We start from the raw sequence: 22304 nt of genomic DNA, 5'->3' as shown, positions 1-22304 counted from the left end.
ATAATATTACCAATTTGACAGCGTGACAAGGGGCAGGGCAACACCCTATCACTCTAGCATGACATGGACCCATCGCCTTACCCTGTTTGATACATTGGATTACGTGGCTCTGGGCCTGCTGATCACCGCTTGGTTGCTGATCGGCTGGTGCGTCGAAAGCACAACGCTCAAATATCCCTCGACGGCGCGGATCATGTCTGGATACCGGCGCGAGTGGATGGTCCAGATGATCAACCGCTCCCCGCGTATCTTTGATGCCCAGATTCTTGCCAGTCTGCGCCAGAGCACTGCCTTCTTTGCGTCCACCGTCGCCATTGCCATCGGTGGCACGCTGGCGATGCTCGGCAATGCCGAGCACATCACGGACATCGCGAACGATCTGGTCATGGTGTCGGAACCGATCTTTGTCTGGGAAGCAAAGCTGCTGATCATCAGCCTTTTTCTGACCAACGCCTTTTTGAAGTTTGTCTGGTCCAATCGGCTGTTCGGCTACGCCGCCGTTGTTATGGCCTCGGTGCCCAACGACCCCGAAGACCCTATTGCCCTGCCGCGCGCCAACCAGTCCGCCGAAATCAACATCACGGCAGCCCGCAGTTTTAACCGCGGTTTGCGCGCGGTCTATTTCGGCGTTGCAATGGCCGCGTGGCTGCTTGGCCCCATTCCGCTGATGATTGCGACAGCGTTCACCCTTGCCATCATCTGGCGCCGCGAGTTTGCGTCCCATTCACGGCGCATCCTGATGGGCAAGGCTAAATAAAAAGACATGCGCCAGCTTTAGTCCCGATGATAGGGCGCACCCGACAGAATAGACGCCGCGCGGTACAACTGCTCGGCCAGCATCACCCGCACCAGCATGTGCGGCCAAACCATCGCCCCGAACGACAGCGCAAAGTCCGCCTCGGCGCGCAGTGACGGATCAATACCGTCGGCCCCGCCAATCACCAGCGCAAGATCAGAGCGCCCGTCGTCGCGCCAACCGGCCAGACGCTTGGCAAATCTGGGCGACGTTTCCACCCGTCCGCGTTCGTCCATCACCACCAGCAGCGCACCTTTGGGCACCGCGCGGCGCAACAGCTCGGCCTCGGCGGCCATGCCGCCCCCTTTGCGGTCGTCCACTTCAACGACCTGCGCCGGACCAAGGCTCATAGCCCGTCCGGTACGGTCGAAACGTGTCAGATAGTCGGAAATAAGATCAGCCTCGGGGCCGCCACGCAGGCGCCCCACGGCAATGATATGAACCTTCATAGATGCGTCAGCTGGCGGCGGTGGTTTCGCCTGTGCCCTGCCACATCTTTTCAAGCTGGTAGAACTCGCGCACTTCGGGCCGGAACACGTGAACGATAACGTCACCTGTATCGACCAGAACCCAGTCACCTGTGTCCTTGCCCTCGATCCGCGCGGGGCGACCAAATGCTTCTTTCAGACGTTGCACCAGCTTTTCAGCAATGGCAGCAACCTGACGCGATGACCTGCCCGAACATACGACCATATAGTCGCCAAAGGCCGTCTTGCCGCGCAGGTTGATCTGCACGACGTCTTCAGCTTTGTCATCGGAAAGGGAAGAAAGTATCAAAGCCAACTGCGCTTCGCTGCCTGCTTCGGGTGCGACGGCGCTCATCAGTGCGCCCGATTGGTCGGCAGCCGGTGCCGACGTTGTGTGGATTGACAGGACATTGCCCTCCTAGATACGCGCCGCCAGATCCCCGGCGCTGGGATACACCCATAAGGTAGCAAGCCGCAGGGCAGATTTCAACGCATGCCTGACGTCACCGCGTTGGAGGGCCGATTGATGCTTAACTTGCGTGCGGCATCCTGCTGTCGCTAAGGTATCCCGACCTGACATCAAGGACCGTTTGATGAAACATTTCACCCGTGCTTTCTACGTTGTTCTGGCTGTGTGCAGCACCTCTGGCGCAGTGTGTGCCCAAGAGGTGGTATTCAAGGAATGGCGCTATCACCAACCGGGCGACCTGCTGTATGACGAAGGCGTGCATACGGCGGGCGTGATCCTTGAGGATTACAGCTTTGCCATCATGGTGCTGGACGCCGAAGGGAAAAACACCGCAATTGGTGCTGTTATTCCTGAAACTGCGTTCGAGGACAGCGTCAAATCAACCATAACCATGACCGACGGGTCGGCGCGTACAGTCACGGTGTCGGGCAATAAATTGCGCCGTGAGCAGCCCAAGACCGACGGTATGGTGTCCTATAGTTTCTTCATTTCAGAAGAGGACGTCGAACTGTTTCAGGCCGCGCGTGACTGGACCATTCAGGCAGGCGATCAAAGCGCCACCTTCCCGCTGGCCGGATCGCGCAATGCTGTCGATGCCGCCCGCGCCGCGCAACAGATCAGCGCAGGTGGCCCGGAGGTGCGCGAGAAATGGATTGCCGCCTGTGATGCCGCCGCCGCCCACCCCTATGACAGCGAATCAGATGCGCCGGGCGTGGCGTGGGAAGATATAGACCCGGACACTGCCACCACCGCCTGCCTGAACGCCTATGCCGCTGGTGACGTCAGTCCCCGTATCCGCTTTGAATTGGGCCGCGCTTATGACAAGGCGGGCGATCCGCGCGCCGTGGAAATACTTGGCAAAGCAGCGCAGGAAGACAACTACCCGATCTCCTTCAACGGCCTTGCGACGCTTTACTGGGCAGGCACTTATGTCCAGCGCGATCCGGCCGCCGCGCGCGATCTGCTGGAGCAGGGTGCCACCTTAGGCGATATGGTTAGCAGCTATTCGCTTGGCCGGATGCTGGTAGAACACGCCAATGGCGATACCGACGTGGATAGGGGACGCGCACTGCTGCTGGACGCTGCCGAGGCGGGCTACCCTCCTGCCCAGCGCATCTATGGCGAATGGCTGGTTGATGGCAAATTGGGCGAGGGCGATCCGCAACTGGCCCAAACCTATCTGCAAAAGGCAGCTGACAATGGCGACGCCGACGCGGCCTTTGCACTGGCGCAGCTTTACATCGGCGGCAGCGGTCTGGCCCCCGATCCCGTCGCCTATCTGAAATACCTCAAGCTGGCCGCAAAAGGGGGCAACGACGACGCCATTGAGGCGCTGACGCTGGATTAACCGAACGACGTGTTGGGTGCCGTGTCGTCCTTTGCAACCGGGGTCTCGGCGTCGGCCGGGGACGGAGCCTTTTCGCCAAAGGCCTGTTTGGATGTCTCGCCCAGCATCCGCACTTCGCGTTGCGGAAAGGGAATCGAAATGTCGTTTTCCTTGAAGATGTCCCACAGCGCCAGATAGACATTGCCGCGAATGTTGGTCAGGCCCCCTGTGGGATCCTTGATCCAGAACCGCAGGATGTAATCCACACTGCTGTCGCCAAAGCCCACAACGTGACAGACCGGCGGACGGTGGCTCAGCACGCGGTCGGCGCTTTTGGCGGCCTCGATGGCCAGCTTGCGTACCTGATGCGGATCATCCGTGTAAGAGGTGCCAAAATAGATATCCAGCCGCACGAAATCATTGGAATGCGACCAGTTCACCACTTGTCCGGTGATCAGGTCTTCGTTCGGGATCAGGTATTCCTTGCCGTCCCGCGTAACCACAGAGGCATAACGCGCACCCAGTGTCTGTATCCAGCCAAAGGTATCGCCAAGGCTGATAACGTCGCCGGGCTTGATCGACTTGTCGAGCAGGATGATCACACCCGACACAAGGTTCGAAATTACCTTTTGCAGACCAAAGCCCAAACCAACACCGATGGCACCGGTCAATACCGCAAGGCCGGTCAAATCAATGCCAACCGCCTTGATCCCCGCGAAAAAGGCAAATCCATACAGCCCGATCTGCACGGCCTTAACGGCAAGAACCTGCATCGACGGGCTAATGTCTTCGTTTTTGCGAATGGTCGCGGCTGTGGTGTTGCTGAGCAGACGTGCCAGCGTGAACAGCACACCGATCACAACGGCGGCAATGATCAGCGTCAGCAACGACAGCCGGAAATCCCCAACCGCCACCGCCATGCGGTCCAGAAAGGCCGCCACTTCGTCGGAGACATTGAGATAGAACAGCGTGACATAGATCCAAAGGCTCCATGTCACCACCCGCCGCAAAAACCGGTTGCGCACCAGCCGTGCCGAAAACCCGATAAACGCCCATGCTGTTGCCAGAGTTGCAGCCAGTCCGATCAGATAGGAACGCGACGGCCACGTGATTTCCTGCATGACCAGCCAAAGGGTCCAACCCAGAACCGAATACCACAAAAGCCCGAGCCTGCGCCGGATTTGCACGACCATACGCAGCTGCCAAGCCTTCCAGCCCTCACGCGAGCGCACCCAGGACTGCAAAATACGCCCCGAAAATTTGTGCAGACCATAACACAGAACAGCAAGGGCGATGATGATCAGAACTTGATAAAGGCGCCAACCGGGCTGCATCAGACTGATCAGGAATGACTGGATAGTCCCTGCCGACGTGCGAATGGCCTCTAGCAAATCCAGACCGAATTTTGCCCCGGTTTCGGTGGTGTTCTCCATGCGCACTCCCTGTCTTGGTGCTTAGGTTGCACTTAGACTTAGCCGTGTGCAAGACAAACGGATTGGGCAATCGCACGTGTAAAATCCCTGACAGGGCGCAAACCATGGGCTGATGCGCGCCAACGGCTCTTTTCAAGAGTCTACCTTGCACGACAAGGGTCAAAGGCGTATCTGTGCGCCTATGACACGTCTGTTTAACATCGACGACCGCGCCCGGCTGCGCGAACGCTTCTTCGGGGCGACCCACGCGGTGCTGGCGCGACTATAAAGTCGCGCGCACCCGAAACCCCACGACATTTCAGCATTCAAAATACGGGAGAGGTCCCTCATGTCCCCCACCAAATCCTCCAAGACGCTTTATGACAAGATCTGGGATGCCCACGTCGCCCACGAGGCTGACGATGGCACCTGCCTGCTTTATATCGACCGCCATCTGGTTCACGAAGTGACCAGCCCGCAGGCGTTCGAGGGTCTGCGTATGACAGGCCGCACTGTGCGCAAGCCCGGTCAGACTATCGCAGTTCCCGACCACAACGTGCCGACCACGCTGGACCGTGCCAATGGCGGCATGAACGAAGAAAGCCGCATTCAGGTCGAAGCGCTGGACAAGAACGCCAAGGACTTTGGCATTCACTATTACCCCGTGTCCGACGTGCGTCAGGGTATTGTGCACATTGTCGGCCCCGAACAGGGCTGGACCCTGCCTGGCATGACGGTTGTCTGCGGTGACAGCCACACCGCGACCCACGGCGCATTCGGCGCGCTGGCCCACGGTATTGGCACATCCGAAGTGGAACACGTTCTGGCCACGCAAACGCTGATCCAGCAGAAATCCAAGAACATGAAGGTCGAGATCACCGGCAAGCTGCGCCCCGGTGTCACGGCCAAGGACATCACCCTGTCCGTCATCGGCGTGACCGGAACCGCCGGCGGCACCGGCTATGTCATCGAATATTGCGGCGAAGCGATCCGCGAGCTGTCGATGGAAGGCCGCATGACCGTCTGCAACATGGCCATCGAAGGCGGCGCGCGCGCGGGCATCATCGCCCCCGACGAAAAGACGTTCGAATATTGCATGGGTCGCCCCCACGCCCCCAAAGGCGCCGAGTGGGAAGCTGCGGTAACATGGTGGAAAACGCTGTTCTCTGACGATGACGCCCAGTGGGATCAGGTCATCACCCTGAAGGCCGAAGACATTGCGCCCGTCGTCACATGGGGCACCTCGCCCGAGGACGTGTTGCCGATCACGGCCAACGTGCCATCGGCCAGCGATTTCACCGGCGGCAAAGTCGATGCGGCGCAACGCTCGCTTGACTATATGGGTCTGAAACCCGGCACCCCGCTGAGCGAAGTCGAGATCGACACGGTCTTTATCGGCTCGTGCACCAACGGCCGCATCGAAGACCTGCGCGCCGCTGCTGCGATCCTGAAGGGCAAGAAGATCAAGGACGGTCTGCGCGCGATGATCGTGCCCGGTTCCGGTCTGGTCCGTGCCCAAGCCGAGGAAGAAGGTCTGGCCGATATCTTCAAGGATGCCGGTTTCGAATGGCGCTTGGCGGGATGCTCGATGTGTCTGGCGATGAACCCCGACCAGCTGAGCCCCGGCGAACGTTGCGCCGCCACATCCAACCGCAACTTCGAGGGTCGTCAGGGCCGGGGCGGACGCACCCACCTGATGTCGCCTGCGATGGCAGCGGCGGCGGCGATCACAGGCCGTCTGACCGATGTGCGCGACCTGATGTAAGCCCGTGAACGCTGGCCCCGCATCACGTGCAGGGCCACGCGTCACCCGCCAGAGGAAGCCCGCACCGATGCCGCGCCTTCAGCCAGAACAGGACACCGACCGGACATGAGCGCCGCCGACACGCCTATCGGCTCGCTTTGGGTCGGAACGGAACTGCGCTGGCTGGACATTCTGGCCCTGCGCAGCTTTGCCCATCATGGCCACCCCGTGACGCTGTTCCACACCCACGATCTGCCCGATCCGCAGATTGAAGGCATCACATTGCGCCCCGCATCGCAGGTGTACGATTATTCGGACGCGTTGTTGAAGGCGGTATCGCCCACCGTTTTTGCCGATCTGTTCCGCCTGCACATGGTGAAAGAAACTGACATCACATGGGTCGATACCGATTGCCTGTGCTACCGGCCCTTTACGCCCAAGGGTGGCTTTCTGGTCGGATACGAGTCGCCCACCACAGTGAACAACGCCGTTGTCCGTCTGCCCAACGACAGCGCGGCACTTGCGCTGCTGCTGGACCGGCTGAACGATCCGTGTTTCATTCCGCCCTGGCTGAAACCGGCGCATCGCAAGCATTTGCAGGCGCTGCCCGAGGGCGAACAGTTGCTGGCTGCCGCGAAACTGGTGCCGCCCGTTTACGGGCCGCAGGCGTTGACATGGGCATTGACCGAAACCGGAGAGATCGCACACGCCTTGCCGCGTCATGTTCTGAATCCGGTGCATTGGTCGATGGCCGACATCTATTTCAACCCGCACGGTGGCGTCGACGGATGGTTGCATGATGATACGCAATGCATCCACCTCTATTCCAGCCGCATCCGCGCCTTGCACCGCCGCAACGTACCCTACGAAGGCTCTTTCATTGCCAACTTCGCCTTGCAAGTCCACCATGACTTTGGCGGCCAACCCTTCCGACAGCCATAAGGACACCAAATATGGACAAGTTCGAAACAATCACAGGGGTCGCAGCCCCGATGCCGATGATCAACATCGACACCGACATGATTATTCCCAAAAACTTCCTGAAGACGATCAAGCGCTCAGGGCTGGGAGTGAATCTGTTTGATGAAATGCGTTATGATGACGACCGCAATGAAATCCCCGATTTCGTGTTGAACAAAGACGCCTACCGCAACACCGAAGTGCTGGTGACTGGTGCAAACTTTGGCTGCGGCTCCAGCCGCGAGCACGCACCGTGGGCGATCAAGGACTTTGGCATTCGCTGCGTCATCGCGCCCAGCTTTGCTGACATCTTTTTCAACAACTGCTTCAAGAACGGCATCCTGCCTATCGCGTTGCCGCAGGAACAGGTCGACCTTTTGATGAAGGACGCCGAAAAAGGATCAAACGCGCGTATGACCGTCGACCTTGGGGCGCAGACGATCACCACGTCGGATGGCGAAGTTATCACCTTTGACGTTGATCCGTTCAAAAAGCATTGCCTGATGGAAGGTCTGGACGACATCGGCCTGACCATGGCCAAAGCCGACGACATCGCCAGCTTTGAAGCAAAATCCAGCGCCCAGCGCCCTTGGGTCTAAAATCTGCGTCTTGCGCTGCGTGAAATTCCAAGGGGCCGCAAGGGATACTTGCGGCCCCTTTTGTGCGCCCATCCCCATTATCCACCAAATGTGCTACAATGCCCCGTTCGTGCCATATTTCTGATGCAAGATGGCACCACCCTCTCCCTCAAAATGCCGTAAGGATTACGTTTGCTTTAACCGGAACTTGAGCCGACCGGCAAAAGAAGGCACAAATTGGGCAATAATGAGGCAAGCTGCCACAAATGGCAGGATCAAGTTGGATCAAGATCGCGGCAACGTATCGCGTCTGGCCAGTTTGAAGGGAACGAGAAGTGATAGCACGACTGACAGGTGCCGCGATGCGCGGCTTCTTGGTGGCATTGATGATTGCTACTCCGGCGCTGATATTGCCGGGGGTGTCTGCGGACACCACGCAAATTATTGTGCTAGTCGCCCTGTTGGCCGCAGTTCTTGTCTTGGTCGAATATAACTCGCATTTTCCTTCCATCATCTTCCTTCCATCATCGAATTCCGCGATGCACCGCCACTGAACCGTCTGCGGTTCTGCGGTGCCTTTGTGACCTTATTCCTGTTGACCGTGATTTTCGCGGGCCGGACCGAGCCAACTTTGATGACAGGGGCCATGACATCGATTGCCCGTTTGATTGGCAATATTCTCGACTTTCCCTTCTCGCCGGTGCGACTGGTGATTCTGGCGATGCCATCCGAAATGCCCGAAGAAACGTTGCGCATTATTCGCGCTGCGGCTGGTCTCAGCTATCTGATAGCACTGGTTACGTCGGCAGTTTTCGTGCTGATGGTGCGTATCTTCGGTTGGCCCTCGTCGCGCAACGGTGCGTTCAACGTTTGGATCAACCTGCCGCTGTTCGACCCGACTGCGGGCGGTGACGCGCTGACACGCCTGCAAAGAGATTCGCGGATCAACATCATTTTGGGTGTCTTGCTGCCCTTCTTGCTGCCCGCTCTTGCCAAACTTGCAGGTCAGGTGCTTGGCCCGATATCATTGAGCGAGCCGCAAACCCTGATCTGGACGTTGACCTTATGGGCCTTTCTACCTGCCAGCCTGCTAATGCGCGGGATCGCGATGGGCAAAGTCGCCAACATGATCGAGGAAAAGCGCCGCCGCAGCTATGCCCGCGAGGCCGAAAGCGACTATCAGGTCGCCTGATCCTTTGGGTCTGCACCTTTGGGCTGCTGTCTTTTCCAGCGTTTGCTGAAATCCTACGGATCGCCACCTACAACACCGAACTGGCCCGGAACGGCCCCGGTCTGCTGCTGCGTGACATCGCAGGCGGCAAGGACGCGCAGATTGACGCTGTGGTCGCGGTTCTTGTCCACACCCAAGCCGACATCGTAGTGGTGCAGGGGTTCGATTACGACCTGACCGGCGCCGCGCTTGCTGCTTTTGCCAAGTTGCTTGACGCGCAAGGGCTGCGCTATCCTCATCAGTTTGCCCTGCGACCCAACACCGGAATGCCCACAGGGCAGGACATGGATGGCGATGGCCGTCTGGGTGGGCCGCGTGATGCACAGGGATATGGTGCGTTTTCCGGCCAGGGCGGGATGGCGGTACTCTCGCGCTATCCGGTGGCCCGCGATGCCGTGCGCGATTTCTCGGGGCTGCTCTGGGCAGATCTGCCGGGGGCGACGTTGCCCCGCACCGATGCAGGCCCCTTTCCCGATGCCAAGGCACAGGCCGCCCAGCGCCTGTCGAGCACCGCTCACTGGGTCGTGCCCATCGACGTGCCACAAGTGGGCCGCGTCACGCTTTTGACCTATCACGCCACCCCGCCTGTCTTTGACGGCCCCGAAGACCGCAACGGCCAGCGCAACGCCGACGAAACACGGTTCTGGCAGGTCTATCTGGACGGCGCGTTCGGTCCTGCCCCCTCTGACCGTTTTGTGCTGTTGGGCGATGCCAATCTGGACCCCGCCGCCGGTGACGGGCACAAACACGTAATGCGCCAGTTGCTGGATGACCCGCGGCTGACCGACACAGCACCCACCAGCGCAGGGGCAGCTGCCACTGGCGACACCACAGACACCGCCGACTGGGATGATCCATACCCCGGAAACCTGCGCGCAGATTACGTTCTGCCCTCTGCGGACTGGACAGTGACAGACAGCGGCGTTGTCTGGCCTGCGCACCCGGACCCTATGGCCGACGCTGTGGTCAGGGCCAGCCGCCACCATCTTGTCTGGGTGGATCTGGCGTGGTGACAACTTGACGCTTGCAAGCCGCCGCGCTACGCCCCTTGCAACCTATTTTCCCGAGGAGAAAACCCATGTCGAACCCTTCCCTGTTGATCCTTGCCGGGGACGGCATCGGCCCCGAAGTCATGACCGAAGTCAAACGTGTCATCGAGTGGTTCGGCACAAAACGCGATCTGGCGTTTGATGTGGAAGAAGACCTTGTCGGCGGTGCCGCCTATGACAAACACGGCACCCCGCTGCACGACGACACGATGGCCAAGGCGCTGAAAGTCGACGCCGTCCTGCTGGGCGCCGTGGGTGGCCCCAAATACGACGCGCTGGATTTCAGCGTAAAGCCCGAGCGTGGCTTGCTGCGTCTGCGCAAGGAAATGGATTTGTTTTCCAACTTGCGCCCCGCGCAATGCTTTGACGCACTGGCTGATTTTTCGTCGCTGAAGAAGGACATCGTTGCGGGTCTGGATATCATGATCGTGCGCGAACTGACCTCTGGCGTCTACTTTGGCGAACCGCGCGGCATTTTCGAGGAAGGCAACGAACGCGTCGGCATCAACACCCAGCGTTATACGGAATCCGAGATTGACCGCGTGGCGCGGTCTGCGTTCGAATTGGCCCGCCGTCGTGGCAACAAGGTTTGTTCGATGGAAAAAGCCAATGTGATGGAAAGCGGTATTCTGTGGCGCGAAGTCGTGCAAAAAGTGCGCGACACCGATTACCCCGATGTCGAACTTAGCCACATGTACGCCGACAACGGCGCTATGCAGCTGGTCCGCGCACCCAAACAGTTCGACGTGATCGTCACCGACAACCTGTTCGGCGACATCCTGTCCGACTGTGCTGCGATGCTGACCGGCAGCCTTGGTATGTTGCCGTCAGCCAGCCTTGGTGCACCGAACGCCGATGGTCGCCCCAAGGCGTTGTACGAGCCCGTGCACGGTTCGGCCCCCGACATCGCGGGCCAAGGCAAGGCGAACCCGATTGCCTGCATCCTCAGCTTTGCGATGGCGCTGCGTTACAGCTTTGACCAAGGCGACGAAGCCGCAAGACTGGAGGCCGCGATTGAAAAAGTGCTGGCCGATGGTGTGCGCACCGCCGATCTGCTGGGCGAAGAAGGCGTGACCCCTGTTTCGACAACCGGCATGGGCGACGCGATCCTCGCGGCCCTCGACGCCTCGCTGTAAATCCGGCCGGTGCGTGCACGCCGCTGACGCACACGCACCGGCCCCTTGAAGCTGCCTGAAATTACCGCCATGCCAAGCGCAGGTTTTTTATGAGGTGGCCCATGTCGCGCAATATCCAAGCCATCCTAATCGCTCTGACCGGCGCTTTGATCTATTCCGCCCACGACGCGATCATCAAGGCGCTGGGAGCGACACTTCCCGCCATACAGATTGCGTTTTTCGCCTATCTTCTGGGTCTGCCCTACGTCATTTTCATGCTGATCCACGACAAGACGCCGGGCACCTTGCGGCCCGCCAATCCGCTTTGGATGGCGATCCGCGTGGTTGCAGTGATGTTTGCAACGGTCGGGGCGTTCTATGCCTTTCTCGTGCTGCCGCTGGCCGAAGCCTATACGATCCTGTTCGCCGCGCCGCTGCTGGTGACCCTGCTGGCTGTGCCGCTTCTGGGCGAGGTTTTGCACTGGCGGCGGACCACGGCTGTGATCGTGGGACTGGCAGGCGTGCTGATCGTGCTGCGGCCCGACACCAACACGCTGAACCTTGGGCATCTGACCGCGCTGGCATCGGCTGTGGGCAATGCGATGGTGCACATCTCGTCGCGCCGCATCGGCGGGTCCGAGCGTCTGCCGCTGATGATTCTCTATCCGATGCTGGGCATCATCGTGCTGTTGGGTGCGGTCATGCCGTTCACATTCCAGCCGGTCAGTGGCGCGGCCTTTGGCGGGTTGGCGATTGTTGCGCTGTTCTCGTTTCTGGCGATGCTGTGCATGATCGAGGCATTCAAACGCGGCGAGGCGGCGCTGGTGGCGCCCATGCAATATTCGCAACTGATCTGGGGCACGATCTTTGGCATCCTGTTCTTTTCCGAATATCCGAAGGGGCCGACATTGCTGGGTGCTGCGCTGATTATCGGCTCGGGTCTGTACATTGTATTCCGCGAAGCCGGTCTGAAACCGGGGGCACCGGTAACGCCGCCGATTGCTACCCGCCGCCCCTGATATCAGGTTGCGGTTGCAAATCAGCCTTGCCAATTCGGGGTAAAACCGCTACGTCGCGGCCTCACGGTCGGGCTGTAGCGCAGCCTGGTAGCGCACCTGCTTCGGGAGCAGGGGGTCGGAGGTTCGAATCCTCTCAGCCCGACCAGTTTCAACATTTTCAGACACCACAACGGTCTGCCATCCGGCGGCGAAATTGCGTTTCAGCTGATTGTTTGACATGGGCACGCAACTTGCCCGAAGCTGCAAGCCTTGCAAAACGGGAGCGTTTCAATGGTGTCCACAGCAATCAACATCGGCATTATCGGTGGGTCGGGCATGCTTGGTTCGGCCATCGCAACCGCTATTCTGGCAAGCGGCAACATTGCGCCTGCACAGGTCTGGATTTCAAACACAAGCGGCCAAGCCCCCGGTTTTGCACTGAACTCCAGCGTTCATATCACCAAGGACAACGGGACATTGGTCGACGCTTGCGACATGGTTATCCTGTGTGTGCCGCCTGCCGCTTTCCCCGAAATCCATATTCACGCCCCTGACAAACTGGTCATGTCTGTCATGGCCGGTGTCACATTGGACCAGTTGGGAGCACGCACCGGCGCTGTGCGTCTTGTCAGAGCGATGAGCAGTCCGGCCGCATCACTGGCCCTTGCCTATTCCCCGTGGATAGCCAGCCCCGAGGTCACGTCGAGCGACCGGCACATCGTTCAGATAATTCTGGAAGCATGCGGCAAGACAGACGAGGTTTTCGACGAAAGCCAGTTGGACCATTTCACCGCCATGACGGGCCCGGTGCCCGGCTTTGTCGCCCTGTTTGCACAGTCTATGGCAGATCATGCCGAACGGCAGGGCATCGCCCCCGAGGTGGCCGATCGTGCTGTGCGCCAGCTTTTCCTTGCTGCCGGAACCATGATGGCTGCTGGTGCAGCGCGTCCTGCCGATCACGTCCGCGAGATGATTGACTATGCTGGCACAACGGCTGCGGGGCTGACAGCCATGCTGGAAGCGGACCTGCCCAAGTCGATCAGCGACGGGCTGTTGGCTGCTGCGGACAAGGCCAAATCATTCTAGCGTCTTTCCCGAACTGACATCCGGCGCAGGGGCTCTCCAAGGGCAAAGGGACTTTACACCGGCATCGGGAATTCGTCTAACCTCAGGGGCCGTAAAACGTACCCTCAGGAGACGACCTTATGACCTGGCTCATGCCCGCAGAAACCGCCTCGCAAGACCGCATCTGGATGGCCTTCCCACGCGAGGGGCAGACCTTGGGCGAGACCAGCGCCGAACGCGAGGCTGGCTATGCCGCCTGGGCGCATGTGGCCAACACAATTGCCGGTTTCCAGCCTGTGTCGATCATCGTCGATCCGACCGAAATGACGCGGGCAAAGGGGTTGTTGTCATCAGTCATCACCATTCACGAGTGCACGATTGACGACTTCTGGATGCGCGATTCCGGTCCAACATTTGTACACGCAGCAGATGGGACGCTGGCCGCAGTCGATTGGGTGTTCAACGGCTGGGGCGGTGGTGACTGGACCGAAAGCGGCAACGACCGTGATCTGGCGCGTTTTATTGCGGATCTGGCCGGTGTACCGGTGGTGCCATCCTTGCTAGTGAACGAAGGCGGCGGCATCCATGTGGACGGCGAAGGCACCGTTCTGCTGACCGAGACAGTCCAGTTGGACCCCGGACGCAATCCCAACCTTGACAAGACCCGCGTGGCCGAAGAAATCTCGCGCACTCTGGGAACGACCAAGGCGATCTGGCTGCCGCGCGGGCTGGAACGCGATTATGAAACGTTCGGGACGCGCGGGCATGTGGACATCATTGCCTGCATACCGTCGCCCGGTGTGATCCTGTTGCACGACCAACGCGATCCATCCCACCCCGACCACGCGGTTATGCAGCAGATCCGCACCCAACTGGCGGGCGAAACCGACGCCCAAGGGCGCAGCTTCGAAATCATTGATCTGCCCGCACCCGAGACGCTGACAGACGCCCACGGTCCGGTCGACTGGAGCTATGTGAACCATCTGGTGATCAATGATGCCGTAATCGCCTGCTCATTTGGCGAGGAGCGGACCGACGCGCAGGCGCAGGAAATTCTGGCAGCCGCCTATCCGGGTCGCCAGATTGTCGGCGTTGATGCGACCGAACTGTTTGCCCGTGGCGGCGGCGTCCACTGCATCACGCAACAGCAGCCTGCACCGCGTGTATCATGAATGTTGTAGAAGCCTCGATCGCCGATCTGCGTGCAGCACTTGAGAATGGCACGACAACCAGTGTCGCGCTGGTGGAAACCTATCTTGACCGCATCGCACGCTTTGACACCAGCGGCCCCTGCCTGAACGCGGTGCCGGTTCTGAATCCCGATGCGCTGGCCGAGGCGCGGGCCTCTGACGCACGGCGTGCGGCGGGCCAGTCGCGTGGCCCTCTGGACGGCATCCCCTATACGGCCAAAGACAGTTACAAAGTCAAAGGCATGACCGTCGCCGCAGGCTCGCCTGCGTTCAAGGAACTGGTGGCCAGTGACGATGCCTTTGCCATCGCGCAACTGCGCAAGGCGGGCGCGGTGCTGATCGGGCTGACCAATATGCCGCCGATGGCCAATGGGGGGATGCAGCGCGGCGTCTATGGCCGCGCGGAATCGCCCTATAATGCGGATTATCTGACAGCGGCCTTCGCCTCGGGGTCGTCCAACGGATCAGGCACCGCCACGGCTGCCAGTTTTGCCGCGTTCGGTTTAGGTGAGGAAACATGGTCAAGCGGTCGCGCGCCTGCGTCAAACAACGCACTTTGTGCCTATACCCCCAGCCGCGGCGTGATCTCGGTGCGGGGCAACTGGCCCTTGGTGCCGACAATGGATGTGGTGGTGCCGCAGACACGCAACATGGCCGACCTGCTTGAGGTGCTGGATGTGATCGTGGCTGACGACCCCGACACTCAAGGCGATTTCTGGCGCACGCAATCATGGGTGGCGCTGCCCCGCGTCCGTGATTTGCGCCCCGCGTCCTATCCTGCTCTGGCAGGCGGGTCGCTGCGCGGCAAGCGGTTTGGCGTTCCCGCGATGTATATCAATGCCGATCCTGATACGGGCACGGCGAGTGACGCGGGTATCGGCGGCCCAACGGGCCAGCGCATCGAAACCCGTGCGTCGGTTATTGCACTGTGGGAACAGGCGCGCGCGGCGCTGGAACAGGCGGGGGCCGAGGTGCTCGTGGTCGATTTCCCGGTGGTCTCGAACTATGAGGGCGACCGCCCCGGCTGCCCGAAAATCGGGACGCGAGGGCTGGTGTCAGCCGAATATCTCAAGCGTGAAATCGTTGATCTGTCGGTCTGGGCTTGGGATGATTTTCTGCGGGCCAACGGTGACCCGTCGCTGAACCGTCTGGCCGATGTGGATGGAACCCAAATCTTTCCCACGCCGCCGGGCAGCCTGCCCGACCGCTATTCCGGCTTTGACGATGACATCGCGCAGTACCCCGCCCATGCCCGCGCCCATCCTGTCGACAGCTTTACCGATATTCCAACCCTGCCTGAAGGATTGCAGGGGCTGGAAGACACCCGCCGCATCGACCTTGAGGACTGGATGGACGGTCTGGGCTTGGATGCAGTGATTTTCCCCGCCCTGGCCGATGTAGGGCCAGCGGATGCCGACACTAACCCTGCCTCGGCCGATTTGGCGTGGCTCAACGGGGTCTGGGTGGCCAATGGTAATCTGGCAGTCCGGCACTTGGGTATTCCGACAGTGACAGTACCAATGGGCACGATGGCCGATATCGCGATGCCCGTTGGGCTGACCTTTGCAGGGCGCGCCTATGATGACAGCGCACTTCTGGCCTGCGCTTGCGCGTTCGAGGCAACAGGCCCCTACCGGACAGCCCCACCGCGCACAGCAGCCTAGGCCCGATCCGCCAGCACCTTGCGGGTGGCCAAAAGCATTGTGCCGGTCGCTGCATCCGTTGCTTGGCCTGCGCGGGTCATCACACCGATAGGTCCGCGTGTGGGCGACGTATCGAAGGGCAGTCGCACCAGCCGCCCTGCCTCCAGCGCAGGGGCAACGACGCCATGCGAAATGATCCACACCGCATCGGACGCAGGCGTATAAACGTGGGCAAATGCGCCCGACACGGTTTCCAGTTTGTCGGGCAGATCACCGATTCCATTAGCCAGCATAAAGCTTTCGACCAGTGCGTAAATCGCACTGTCGCGCGGCGGATAGATCACCGGCCAATTGTGCAACGCGGTCAGACGCGGTGCGCTCAGCAACGGGTGGTCGGGGCGCACCACCATATCCACCACTTCGGTGTAAAGCTGGGTGAACGACAGACCTTGCATCGTATCAACCGCCCCCAGCCGCCCGATAACCATATCCAAGGCACCTGCGCGCAGCCGCCCCACCAGATCGCCATGCGCGCCCTCGACGATGTGTAGCTGCATGTTGGGTGAGGATGTGGCTAGATGCGCCACCACCTGCGGCATTAGACTGGCCGCGACCGAAGGCAGCGCGCCCACTGCAACCACCGTGCGCCCGCCGCGTGTCATCTGGTCGACTCCGTTCAACCCCTGTTGCAGCGCGGCCAGCGAAGTCTGCGCAAAATGCCAGAACACCTCGCCTTGCGGGGTCAGCGTCACGCCGCCCCTGTCCCGTTCCAGCAGCGCCGCATCCAAGGTTTCTTCAAGGTCTTTCAGCGTGCGCGACACGGCGGGCTGAGTCAGGTTCAGCCGTTCAGACGCGCGTTTCAGGCTGCCTTGGCGGACGATTTCAACAAAGCACTGGATGTGGCGAAATTTGATGCGCGGATCAATCATAGTTATCCATTTTGGTAACTTACTCACCCAATATATCAATTTACTTGCATTGAAACAGCATTAAACTTGGTCCAAAGGGGAGACTTTCGACATGCGCACACAAGTTGCCATTATCGGTGGCGGGCCGTCCGGCTTGCTTTTGGGCCAGCTTTTGCACACGCAAGGCATCGAAGCCGTTGTTCTGGAACGTAAAACCCAATCCTATGTTCTGTCCCGTATCCGCGCAGGCGTGCTGGAACGTGGCCTTGTCGGGTTGATGGAACAGGCAGGCGTAGCCGAACGTATGCACGCCGAAGGCTTTATTCACGAAGGCACGATGGTCGGCTATGATGGCGATATGTTCCGCATCGACTTTGCCGAACACACCGGCAGTTCGGTCATGGTTTACGGGCAAACCGAAGTGACCCGCGATCTGTACGAGGCGCGGGACAAGGCGGAATTGCAAACCATCTACGAGGTCGAAGAAGTGGTGATCCACGACGCCAAGACCGACGCGCCCTATGTGACCTACTCCAAAGACGGGCGCGAAACCCGCATCGACTGCGACTTTGTCGCCGGATGCGACGGCTTTCACGGTGTCAGCCGCAAGACCATTCCCGAAGCACAGCGGCGCGAATACGAAAAGGTCTATCCCTTTGGCTGGCTTGGCATTCTGTCGGAAACGCCGCCCGTGGATGACGAACTGATCTATTCCAACTCGGAGCGCGGCTTTGCCCTGTGCAGTATGCGCAACGACCATCTTAGCCGCTATTACATCCAGTGCCCCGCCACAGACAGCGTCGAAGCGTGGTCCGATGATGCCTTTTGGCACGAGCTGAAACGCCGCATCCCGCAAAGCGCCGCCGATACGATCATCACCGGCCCGTCCATCGAGAAATCCATCGCGCCGTTGCGGTCTTTCGTGACAGAGCCGATGCGCTGGGGGCGTTTGTTCCTGTGCGGCGATGCCGCCCATATCGTGCCGCCGACAGGGGCCAAAGGTCTGAACACCGCCGCTTCGGATGTGCATTACCTCTACAACGGGTTGAAACAGTTCTATCTGGATCAAGACAGTGACGGTATCGACCAGTATTCGGAACGCGCCCTTGCCCGCGTCTGGAAAGCCGAGCGGTTCAGTTGGTGGTTCTCGAACCTGATGCACACCTATCCCGGACAATCGGAATTCGACAAAAAAATGCAGCTCGCCGAACTGGCGTTCTTGCGTCAAAGCCCGGCGGCACAGGCCGCAATGGCCCAGAATTACGTCGGCCTGCCCTACTGAGGATATTTCCAATGAGCGACAAAACAGACATCGGTATGAAAGTGCGCCGCGAAGTTCTGGGCGATGCCCACGTCGACCGCGCCGAAGCCAACAAGACTGCCTTTGACCAGCCGTTCCAAGGGCTGATCACCGAAGCGGCATGGGGCACCGTATGGGCCAGCGATGCCATCAGCCGTCGCGAACGGTCGATGCTGACATTGGCGCTGCTGGCGGCGACGGGCAACTTTGCCGAAATCCCGATGCATATCCGCGCCACCGCGCGCACCGGTGCCACCAAACAGGACGTGATCGAAGCGTTCCAGCACGTCGCAATTTATGCGGGTGTTCCAAAGGCCAACCACGCGATAGCCTTGGCCAAGGAAACCTATGCCGAAATGGAGGATACCCAATGACCGAGAAACCCTCTGGCCTGTTTCACCGCGACCGCAGCTGGCACCCCGCCGCCCTGACGCCACCCTATAAAACCAGCGTCAAACGCTCGCCTGCCGCAGCACCGCTGGCGATGCCCTCGACGCTGAGCGAAGACACCGGCCCGGTGTTCACCCGCGACATTCTGGGGCCGCAAGACGCCGACCTGATCCACAACTTTGCCAGCGACGGACAGTCGGCCATCGGGCCGCGCATCATCGTCTACGGGCGCGTGCTAGACGAGACGGGGCGCGGCGTGCCGAATGCGCTGGTCGAGGTCTGGCAGGCCAATGCCGGGGGCCGCTATCGACACAAGAAAGAAAGCTATCTGGCTCCGCTGGACCCCAACTTTGGCGGCTGCGGGCGCGTCATCACCGACGAACACGGCAACTACGAATTCCGCACGATCCAGCCCGGTCCCTATCCCTGGCCCAACGGCCCCAACGACTGGCGGCCTGCGCATATCCACTTTTCGATCTTCGGCCAGTCTTTTGGCCAACGTCTGATCACCCAGATGTATTTCGAAGGCGACCCGATGATCTGGCAATGCCCCATCGTCGGCACTATCCCGTCGCGCGAAGCAATCGAAAGGCTGGTTGCCGCGCTGGATATGCGCCGCACGGTGCCGATGGACGCGCGCGCCTATAAATTCGACATCGTTCTGCGCGGCGTGCGCCAGACCATGTTCGAAAACCGGATGGAGGGACTGTGATGGTACAGAAGCTGGACAACCTGAAGGAAAGCCCGTCGCAGACGGCGGGCCCTTATGTGCACATCGGTCTGACCCCGAATTTCAGTGGCATCACCGGCGTTTACGACAGTGATCTGGGCGCCGCGATGCTGGGCGATGCGCCAAAAGGCGCGCGGATCACCATCACGGGCCGCGTACTGGACGGCACTGAAACCCCGCTGCGCGATGCGCTGCTGGAGATCTGGCATGCGGATGCGAACGGCATCTATCCGGGACAGGACGGGGCCGATGCGGATGTGTATGGCTGGGGACGTTGCCCGACGGATATGGACAGCGGCACGTTCCGGTTCGACACCATTAAACCCGGTGCGGTGCAAAACCGCGACGGCACGCCGATGGCGCCGCATGTCACCTTGTGGATCGTGGCGCGTGGTATCAATCTTGGGCTGCACACGCGGATGTATTTTGCCGATGAACAGGACGCGAACGACGCCGATTCGGTGTTGAAACGCATCGAACATCAAGTGCGCGTGCCGACACTGATGGGCCAGCCGCAGGGCGATGGCACCTACCTGTTCGACATCCACCTGCAAGGGCCGGGCGAGACGATCTTTTTCGATATCTGAACTGTCAAAGGGCGGCGCATGGGATTGCGCCGCCCTTGTTGCATCAATCCTCGGACTGGCTGCCGCCCATCTTGCTCAGGTCGACGCCCTGACCGAACGGGATCGTGGCAAAGGGACCGGCATGACGCGTTTGCGCAGGGTCGGACGGATCGGCGGGGGTCGCTTCGGCAAAGATCTCTTCCGCGAACTGTTCGGCATTGTCCTGCGGCTTGTACCCTAGAAACGATGCGCCAGAATTGTCGACCGGGCAGCGGTCGTTGTTAGACACGCCGTAGATGATGGTGAATTCGGTGGTCGGCGTGTCGATCGCCCGGGTAACCAGATGCACCAGATCGGGCATCGACAGCCATGTGCCCAGCGCGCGCGTGCTGCGCACCGGTGCTGCGGAGAGGATGCGCAGGCAGACCGCCTCGATCCCGTTTTTCTCCCACATCATCCGGCCGAGATTTTCGCCAAAGCATTTCGCCAGCCCGTAGAACGTGTCGGGGCGGTGCGGGGTGTCGACACCGATATATTCGTTCTTGGGGTACATCCCGACGGCATGGATCGACGACGCGTAGACGACCCGCTGAACCCCGTGCCGCCGCGCGGCCTCCCAGATATTATAGGTGCCGCGAAAGTTCGAATGCAGGATTGAATCGAAGTCAGATTCATTGGCGATGGCGCCGAAGTGGACAACCATGCTGGCGCCTTCCATCATGTTCAGCACCGGATCGAAATCGCCCAGATCGGCAGTGACCCATGTTTCGTTCGGCATCAGATCGCCTTGGGCCTCTGCGATGTCGGTCGATACCAGTTCCTTGGCCATCTTCGACAACTGCTCGCGCAAAGCATGGCCCAGCGCCCCTGCGGCGCCTGTGAGTACGATTTTGTTCAGCATTTCTTAGTCCTTTTAGATGATGGCCTTTTCGACAAAGCCTGCGCCCTGTGCGATCCGGTCAAAGTGGAATGAGGTCAGGTCAAGCGACCGATAGCCCCCGTGTATGATCATTTCGGCAGTGCCACGTCCGATGGCCGGGGCCTGTTGCAGGCCGTGGCCCGAAAACCCGTTCACGAAGATGAAATTCGAAACTTCGGGGTGTGGCCCCAGAATGGCGTTCTGGTCGAATGTGTTAAAGGCATAGTGGCCCACCCATTCGTTCACCAGCTTGATCCGCTCGAATTGCGGCACGCGGTGGGCGAGCACCGGCCAGACCTTGTTTTCCCAGATGCTGTGATCGGGCGCAAAGTCGTCGGGATCGACGGCCATGTCGTCATCAGGCGGACAGCCCGCCATGTAATAAAGCCCGTCGCTGCGCATGTGCACGCCGCTGGGGTCGATGGTCAGCGGCAGGTCGCGGTCCAGCCGGTCGGCAGCGGCAAAGACAAAGGTGAAACGCTTGCGCGGCTCGACCGGCAGGGGGATGCCTGCCATCGTCGCCACCCGCGCCGCGCGTGGCCCTGCGGCGTTCACCACCTTGCCGCAAGCCACCGTTTCACCTGTGGCCAACGTCACGCCGGTAACCTGCGTGCCGCCAGTATTCATGGTCAGAGCTGTCACCTCATTCGCCACATATTCCACGCCATGCGCCCGCGCGCCCTTGCGGAACCAGTCGAACACGGTGCCGCCGTCGAAATAGCCTTCGTCGATCAGGTTGTGATTGCCTGCAACGATGTCATCCAGATTGTAGAACGGATAGGCCGCCTTGATCTCGTCCGCCGTCATGTGCCGTGTCCCCGCGCCGCAGTCGGCCTGCACCTGCTGCGCCTGCGCGAGATTTTCGGCCTGTGCCATGGTCTCGGCCAGATACATATATCCGAACGACTGGATTGGCAGGTTCGGCACCTGCGGGTCATCGTTCATGTGGTGGCGCATGTTTTGTACAAAATCGGCCCCGAACTGCGAGATACGCACGTTGACCTTATTGCTGAACTGCTGGCGGATGCAGCTATTGGTGTGTGCGGTCGAACACATCGCATAACTGGGGTCACGCTCGACCACCAGAATTCGCCCATCAAAGCCGAGTTGCGTCAGCCACCATGCCACAGATGATCCGTACATTGCTCCACCGATCAGAATAACATCATAGGCGTCATGTTCGGGCGCGGTGAATTTAAGTGCAGTCATGGGGGCGATCCTGAGCCATCGGAGTTTCAGCGGACCACACCACGCCTGACGGCTCCTTGCCAAGGGTCTGTGAAACACCAAGAGCGGAAAAATGCATCGCCCTCAGAATGTGGGAGGTTCGAACACCAAAATGCAGCACCTGATTGCACGTCGGTGTTCCCGACGAAGGGCTTGGATCAATCCCCCGATAACCCTGCGGCAGCGTGTGGTACCATCCTCCGGCCGCCTCTTTACCATG

Annotated in this window: 23 protein-coding genes and 1 tRNA gene; 18 read left to right on the top strand and 6 right to left on the bottom strand. The window is 60.1% G+C overall.

Annotated elements, in window-relative coordinates:
- The first annotated feature begins 58 nt into the window (after nt 1-58).
- Nucleotides 59-757, top strand: a complete 699-nt coding sequence (locus SULPSESMR1_RS16825; protein WP_089421914.1) for a DUF599 domain-containing protein — start codon at nt 59-61, stop codon at nt 755-757.
- A gap of 17 nt (nt 758-774) precedes the next feature.
- On the opposite strand, the gene rlmH is transcribed toward SULPSESMR1_RS16825, so the two are convergent.
- Nucleotides 775-1245, bottom strand: coding sequence for a 23S rRNA (pseudouridine(1915)-N(3))-methyltransferase RlmH (gene rlmH, locus SULPSESMR1_RS16820; RefSeq protein WP_089421913.1), 471 nt, complete (start codon nt 1243-1245; stop codon nt 775-777).
- A gap of 7 nt (nt 1246-1252) precedes the next feature.
- Nucleotides 1253-1618, bottom strand: a complete 366-nt coding sequence (gene rsfS / locus SULPSESMR1_RS16815; protein ID WP_089421912.1) for a ribosome silencing factor — start codon at nt 1616-1618, stop codon at nt 1253-1255.
- A gap of 238 nt (nt 1619-1856) precedes the next feature.
- On the opposite strand from rsfS, the gene SULPSESMR1_RS16810 reads away from it, so the two are divergent.
- Complete coding sequence (locus SULPSESMR1_RS16810; protein WP_089421911.1) at nt 1857-3080, top strand: tetratricopeptide repeat protein; 1224 nt, start codon at nt 1857-1859, stop codon at nt 3078-3080.
- Here SULPSESMR1_RS16810 and SULPSESMR1_RS16805 read toward each other — a convergent pair.
- Nucleotides 3077-4393: a mechanosensitive ion channel family protein gene (locus SULPSESMR1_RS16805; protein WP_240311476.1), complete on the bottom strand. Its 1317-nt coding sequence runs from the start codon at nt 4391-4393 to the stop codon at nt 3077-3079. The genes SULPSESMR1_RS16810 and SULPSESMR1_RS16805 overlap by 4 nt on opposite strands.
- 427 nt (nt 4394-4820) lie before the next feature.
- On the opposite strand from SULPSESMR1_RS16805, the gene leuC reads away from it, so the two are divergent.
- The 12 genes from leuC (at nt 4821) to SULPSESMR1_RS16750 (ending at nt 16065) form a co-directional block, all read left to right on the top strand.
- A complete protein-coding gene (gene leuC, locus SULPSESMR1_RS16800) occupies nt 4821-6236 on the top strand; it encodes a 3-isopropylmalate dehydratase large subunit (protein WP_089421909.1) in 1416 nt (471 codons plus the stop codon).
- A 105-nt stretch (nt 6237-6341) separates the two neighbouring features.
- Nucleotides 6342-7157, top strand: a complete 816-nt coding sequence (locus SULPSESMR1_RS16795) for a hypothetical protein (protein ID WP_089421908.1) — start codon at nt 6342-6344, stop codon at nt 7155-7157.
- 11 nt (nt 7158-7168) lie between these two features.
- Nucleotides 7169-7774 carry a 3-isopropylmalate dehydratase small subunit gene (leuD, locus tag SULPSESMR1_RS16790; protein WP_089421907.1) on the top strand — a complete coding sequence of 202 codons (606 nt, stop codon included), beginning with the start codon at nt 7169-7171 and terminating at the stop codon, nt 7772-7774.
- Between the two features lie 314 nt (nt 7775-8088).
- Nucleotides 8089-8307, top strand: a complete 219-nt coding sequence (locus tag SULPSESMR1_RS25850; protein WP_349813521.1) for a hypothetical protein — start codon at nt 8089-8091, stop codon at nt 8305-8307.
- A 92-nt stretch (nt 8308-8399) separates the two neighbouring features.
- Nucleotides 8400-8945 carry a hypothetical protein gene (locus tag SULPSESMR1_RS25845; RefSeq protein WP_349813520.1) on the top strand — a complete coding sequence of 182 codons (546 nt, stop codon included), beginning with the start codon at nt 8400-8402 and terminating at the stop codon, nt 8943-8945.
- On the top strand, nt 8942-9997 hold the full coding sequence (locus tag SULPSESMR1_RS16780) for an endonuclease/exonuclease/phosphatase family protein (RefSeq protein ID WP_349813529.1): 1056 nt from the start codon (nt 8942-8944) through the stop codon (nt 9995-9997). The genes SULPSESMR1_RS25845 and SULPSESMR1_RS16780 overlap by 4 nt, the downstream gene beginning before the upstream one ends.
- Before the next feature lie 65 nt (nt 9998-10062).
- Nucleotides 10063-11169 (top strand): 3-isopropylmalate dehydrogenase, encoded by a 1107-nt coding sequence (leuB, locus tag SULPSESMR1_RS16775; protein WP_089421905.1) that lies wholly within the window; start codon nt 10063-10065, stop codon nt 11167-11169.
- A gap of 101 nt (nt 11170-11270) precedes the next feature.
- A complete protein-coding gene (locus SULPSESMR1_RS16770) occupies nt 11271-12167 on the top strand; it encodes a DMT family transporter (protein WP_162791905.1) in 897 nt (298 codons plus the stop codon).
- A 68-nt stretch (nt 12168-12235) separates the two neighbouring features.
- A tRNA-Pro gene (locus SULPSESMR1_RS16765) sits at nt 12236-12312 on the top strand.
- Nucleotides 12313-12437: 125 nt separating this feature from the next.
- Nucleotides 12438-13232: a pyrroline-5-carboxylate reductase family protein gene (locus SULPSESMR1_RS16760; protein WP_089421903.1), complete on the top strand. Its 795-nt coding sequence runs from the start codon at nt 12438-12440 to the stop codon at nt 13230-13232.
- 119 nt (nt 13233-13351) lie between these two features.
- The gene (locus SULPSESMR1_RS16755) at nt 13352-14383 is read left to right on the top strand and encodes an agmatine deiminase family protein (RefSeq protein ID WP_089421902.1); all 1032 of its coding nucleotides are present in this window, start codon (nt 13352-13354) and stop codon (nt 14381-14383) included.
- Nucleotides 14380-16065 carry an amidase gene (locus SULPSESMR1_RS16750; RefSeq protein WP_089421901.1) on the top strand — a complete coding sequence of 562 codons (1686 nt, stop codon included), beginning with the start codon at nt 14380-14382 and terminating at the stop codon, nt 16063-16065. The genes SULPSESMR1_RS16755 and SULPSESMR1_RS16750 overlap by 4 nt, the downstream gene beginning before the upstream one ends.
- On the opposite strand, the gene pcaQ is transcribed toward SULPSESMR1_RS16750, so the two are convergent.
- Nucleotides 16062-16973 (bottom strand): pca operon transcription factor PcaQ, encoded by a 912-nt coding sequence (gene pcaQ / locus SULPSESMR1_RS16745; protein WP_089421900.1) that lies wholly within the window; start codon nt 16971-16973, stop codon nt 16062-16064. The genes SULPSESMR1_RS16750 and pcaQ overlap by 4 nt on opposite strands.
- Nucleotides 16974-17064: 91 nt before the next feature.
- Between pcaQ and pobA the strand changes: the two genes are divergently transcribed.
- From pobA to pcaG, 4 genes are read left to right on the top strand one after another with little or no spacing between them, the layout of a single operon-like run.
- Entirely contained in the window at nt 17065-18234 is a 1170-nt protein-coding gene (gene pobA / locus SULPSESMR1_RS16740) for a 4-hydroxybenzoate 3-monooxygenase (RefSeq protein WP_089421899.1), read from the top strand.
- 11 nt (nt 18235-18245) lie between these two features.
- Nucleotides 18246-18626: a 4-carboxymuconolactone decarboxylase gene (gene pcaC / locus SULPSESMR1_RS16735; protein WP_089421898.1), complete on the top strand. Its 381-nt coding sequence runs from the start codon at nt 18246-18248 to the stop codon at nt 18624-18626.
- Entirely contained in the window at nt 18623-19354 is a 732-nt protein-coding gene (gene pcaH / locus SULPSESMR1_RS16730) for a protocatechuate 3,4-dioxygenase subunit beta (RefSeq protein WP_089421897.1), read from the top strand. Before pcaC ends, pcaH begins: the two co-directional genes overlap by 4 nt.
- Nucleotides 19354-19959, top strand: a complete 606-nt coding sequence (gene pcaG, locus SULPSESMR1_RS16725; protein ID WP_089421896.1) for a protocatechuate 3,4-dioxygenase subunit alpha — start codon at nt 19354-19356, stop codon at nt 19957-19959. Before pcaH ends, pcaG begins: the two co-directional genes overlap by 1 nt.
- 43 nt (nt 19960-20002) lie before the next feature.
- Here pcaG and SULPSESMR1_RS16720 read toward each other — a convergent pair whose 3' ends face one another.
- On the bottom strand, nt 20003-20839 hold the full coding sequence (locus SULPSESMR1_RS16720) for an NAD-dependent epimerase/dehydratase family protein (protein WP_089421895.1): 837 nt from the start codon (nt 20837-20839) through the stop codon (nt 20003-20005).
- A 12-nt stretch (nt 20840-20851) separates the two neighbouring features.
- Nucleotides 20852-22066, bottom strand: coding sequence for an NAD(P)/FAD-dependent oxidoreductase (locus SULPSESMR1_RS16715; RefSeq protein WP_089421894.1), 1215 nt, complete (start codon nt 22064-22066; stop codon nt 20852-20854).
- Between the last annotated feature and the right edge of the window lie 238 nt (nt 22067-22304).

Origin of the sequence: Pseudosulfitobacter pseudonitzschiae, from assembly GCF_002222635.1 — a bacterium.
GTDB lineage: Bacteria > Pseudomonadota > Alphaproteobacteria > Rhodobacterales > Rhodobacteraceae > Pseudosulfitobacter > Pseudosulfitobacter pseudonitzschiae_A.
Note: the sequence above shows the minus strand (reverse complement) of the source record. Positions and strands in the feature narration are given on the sequence as shown.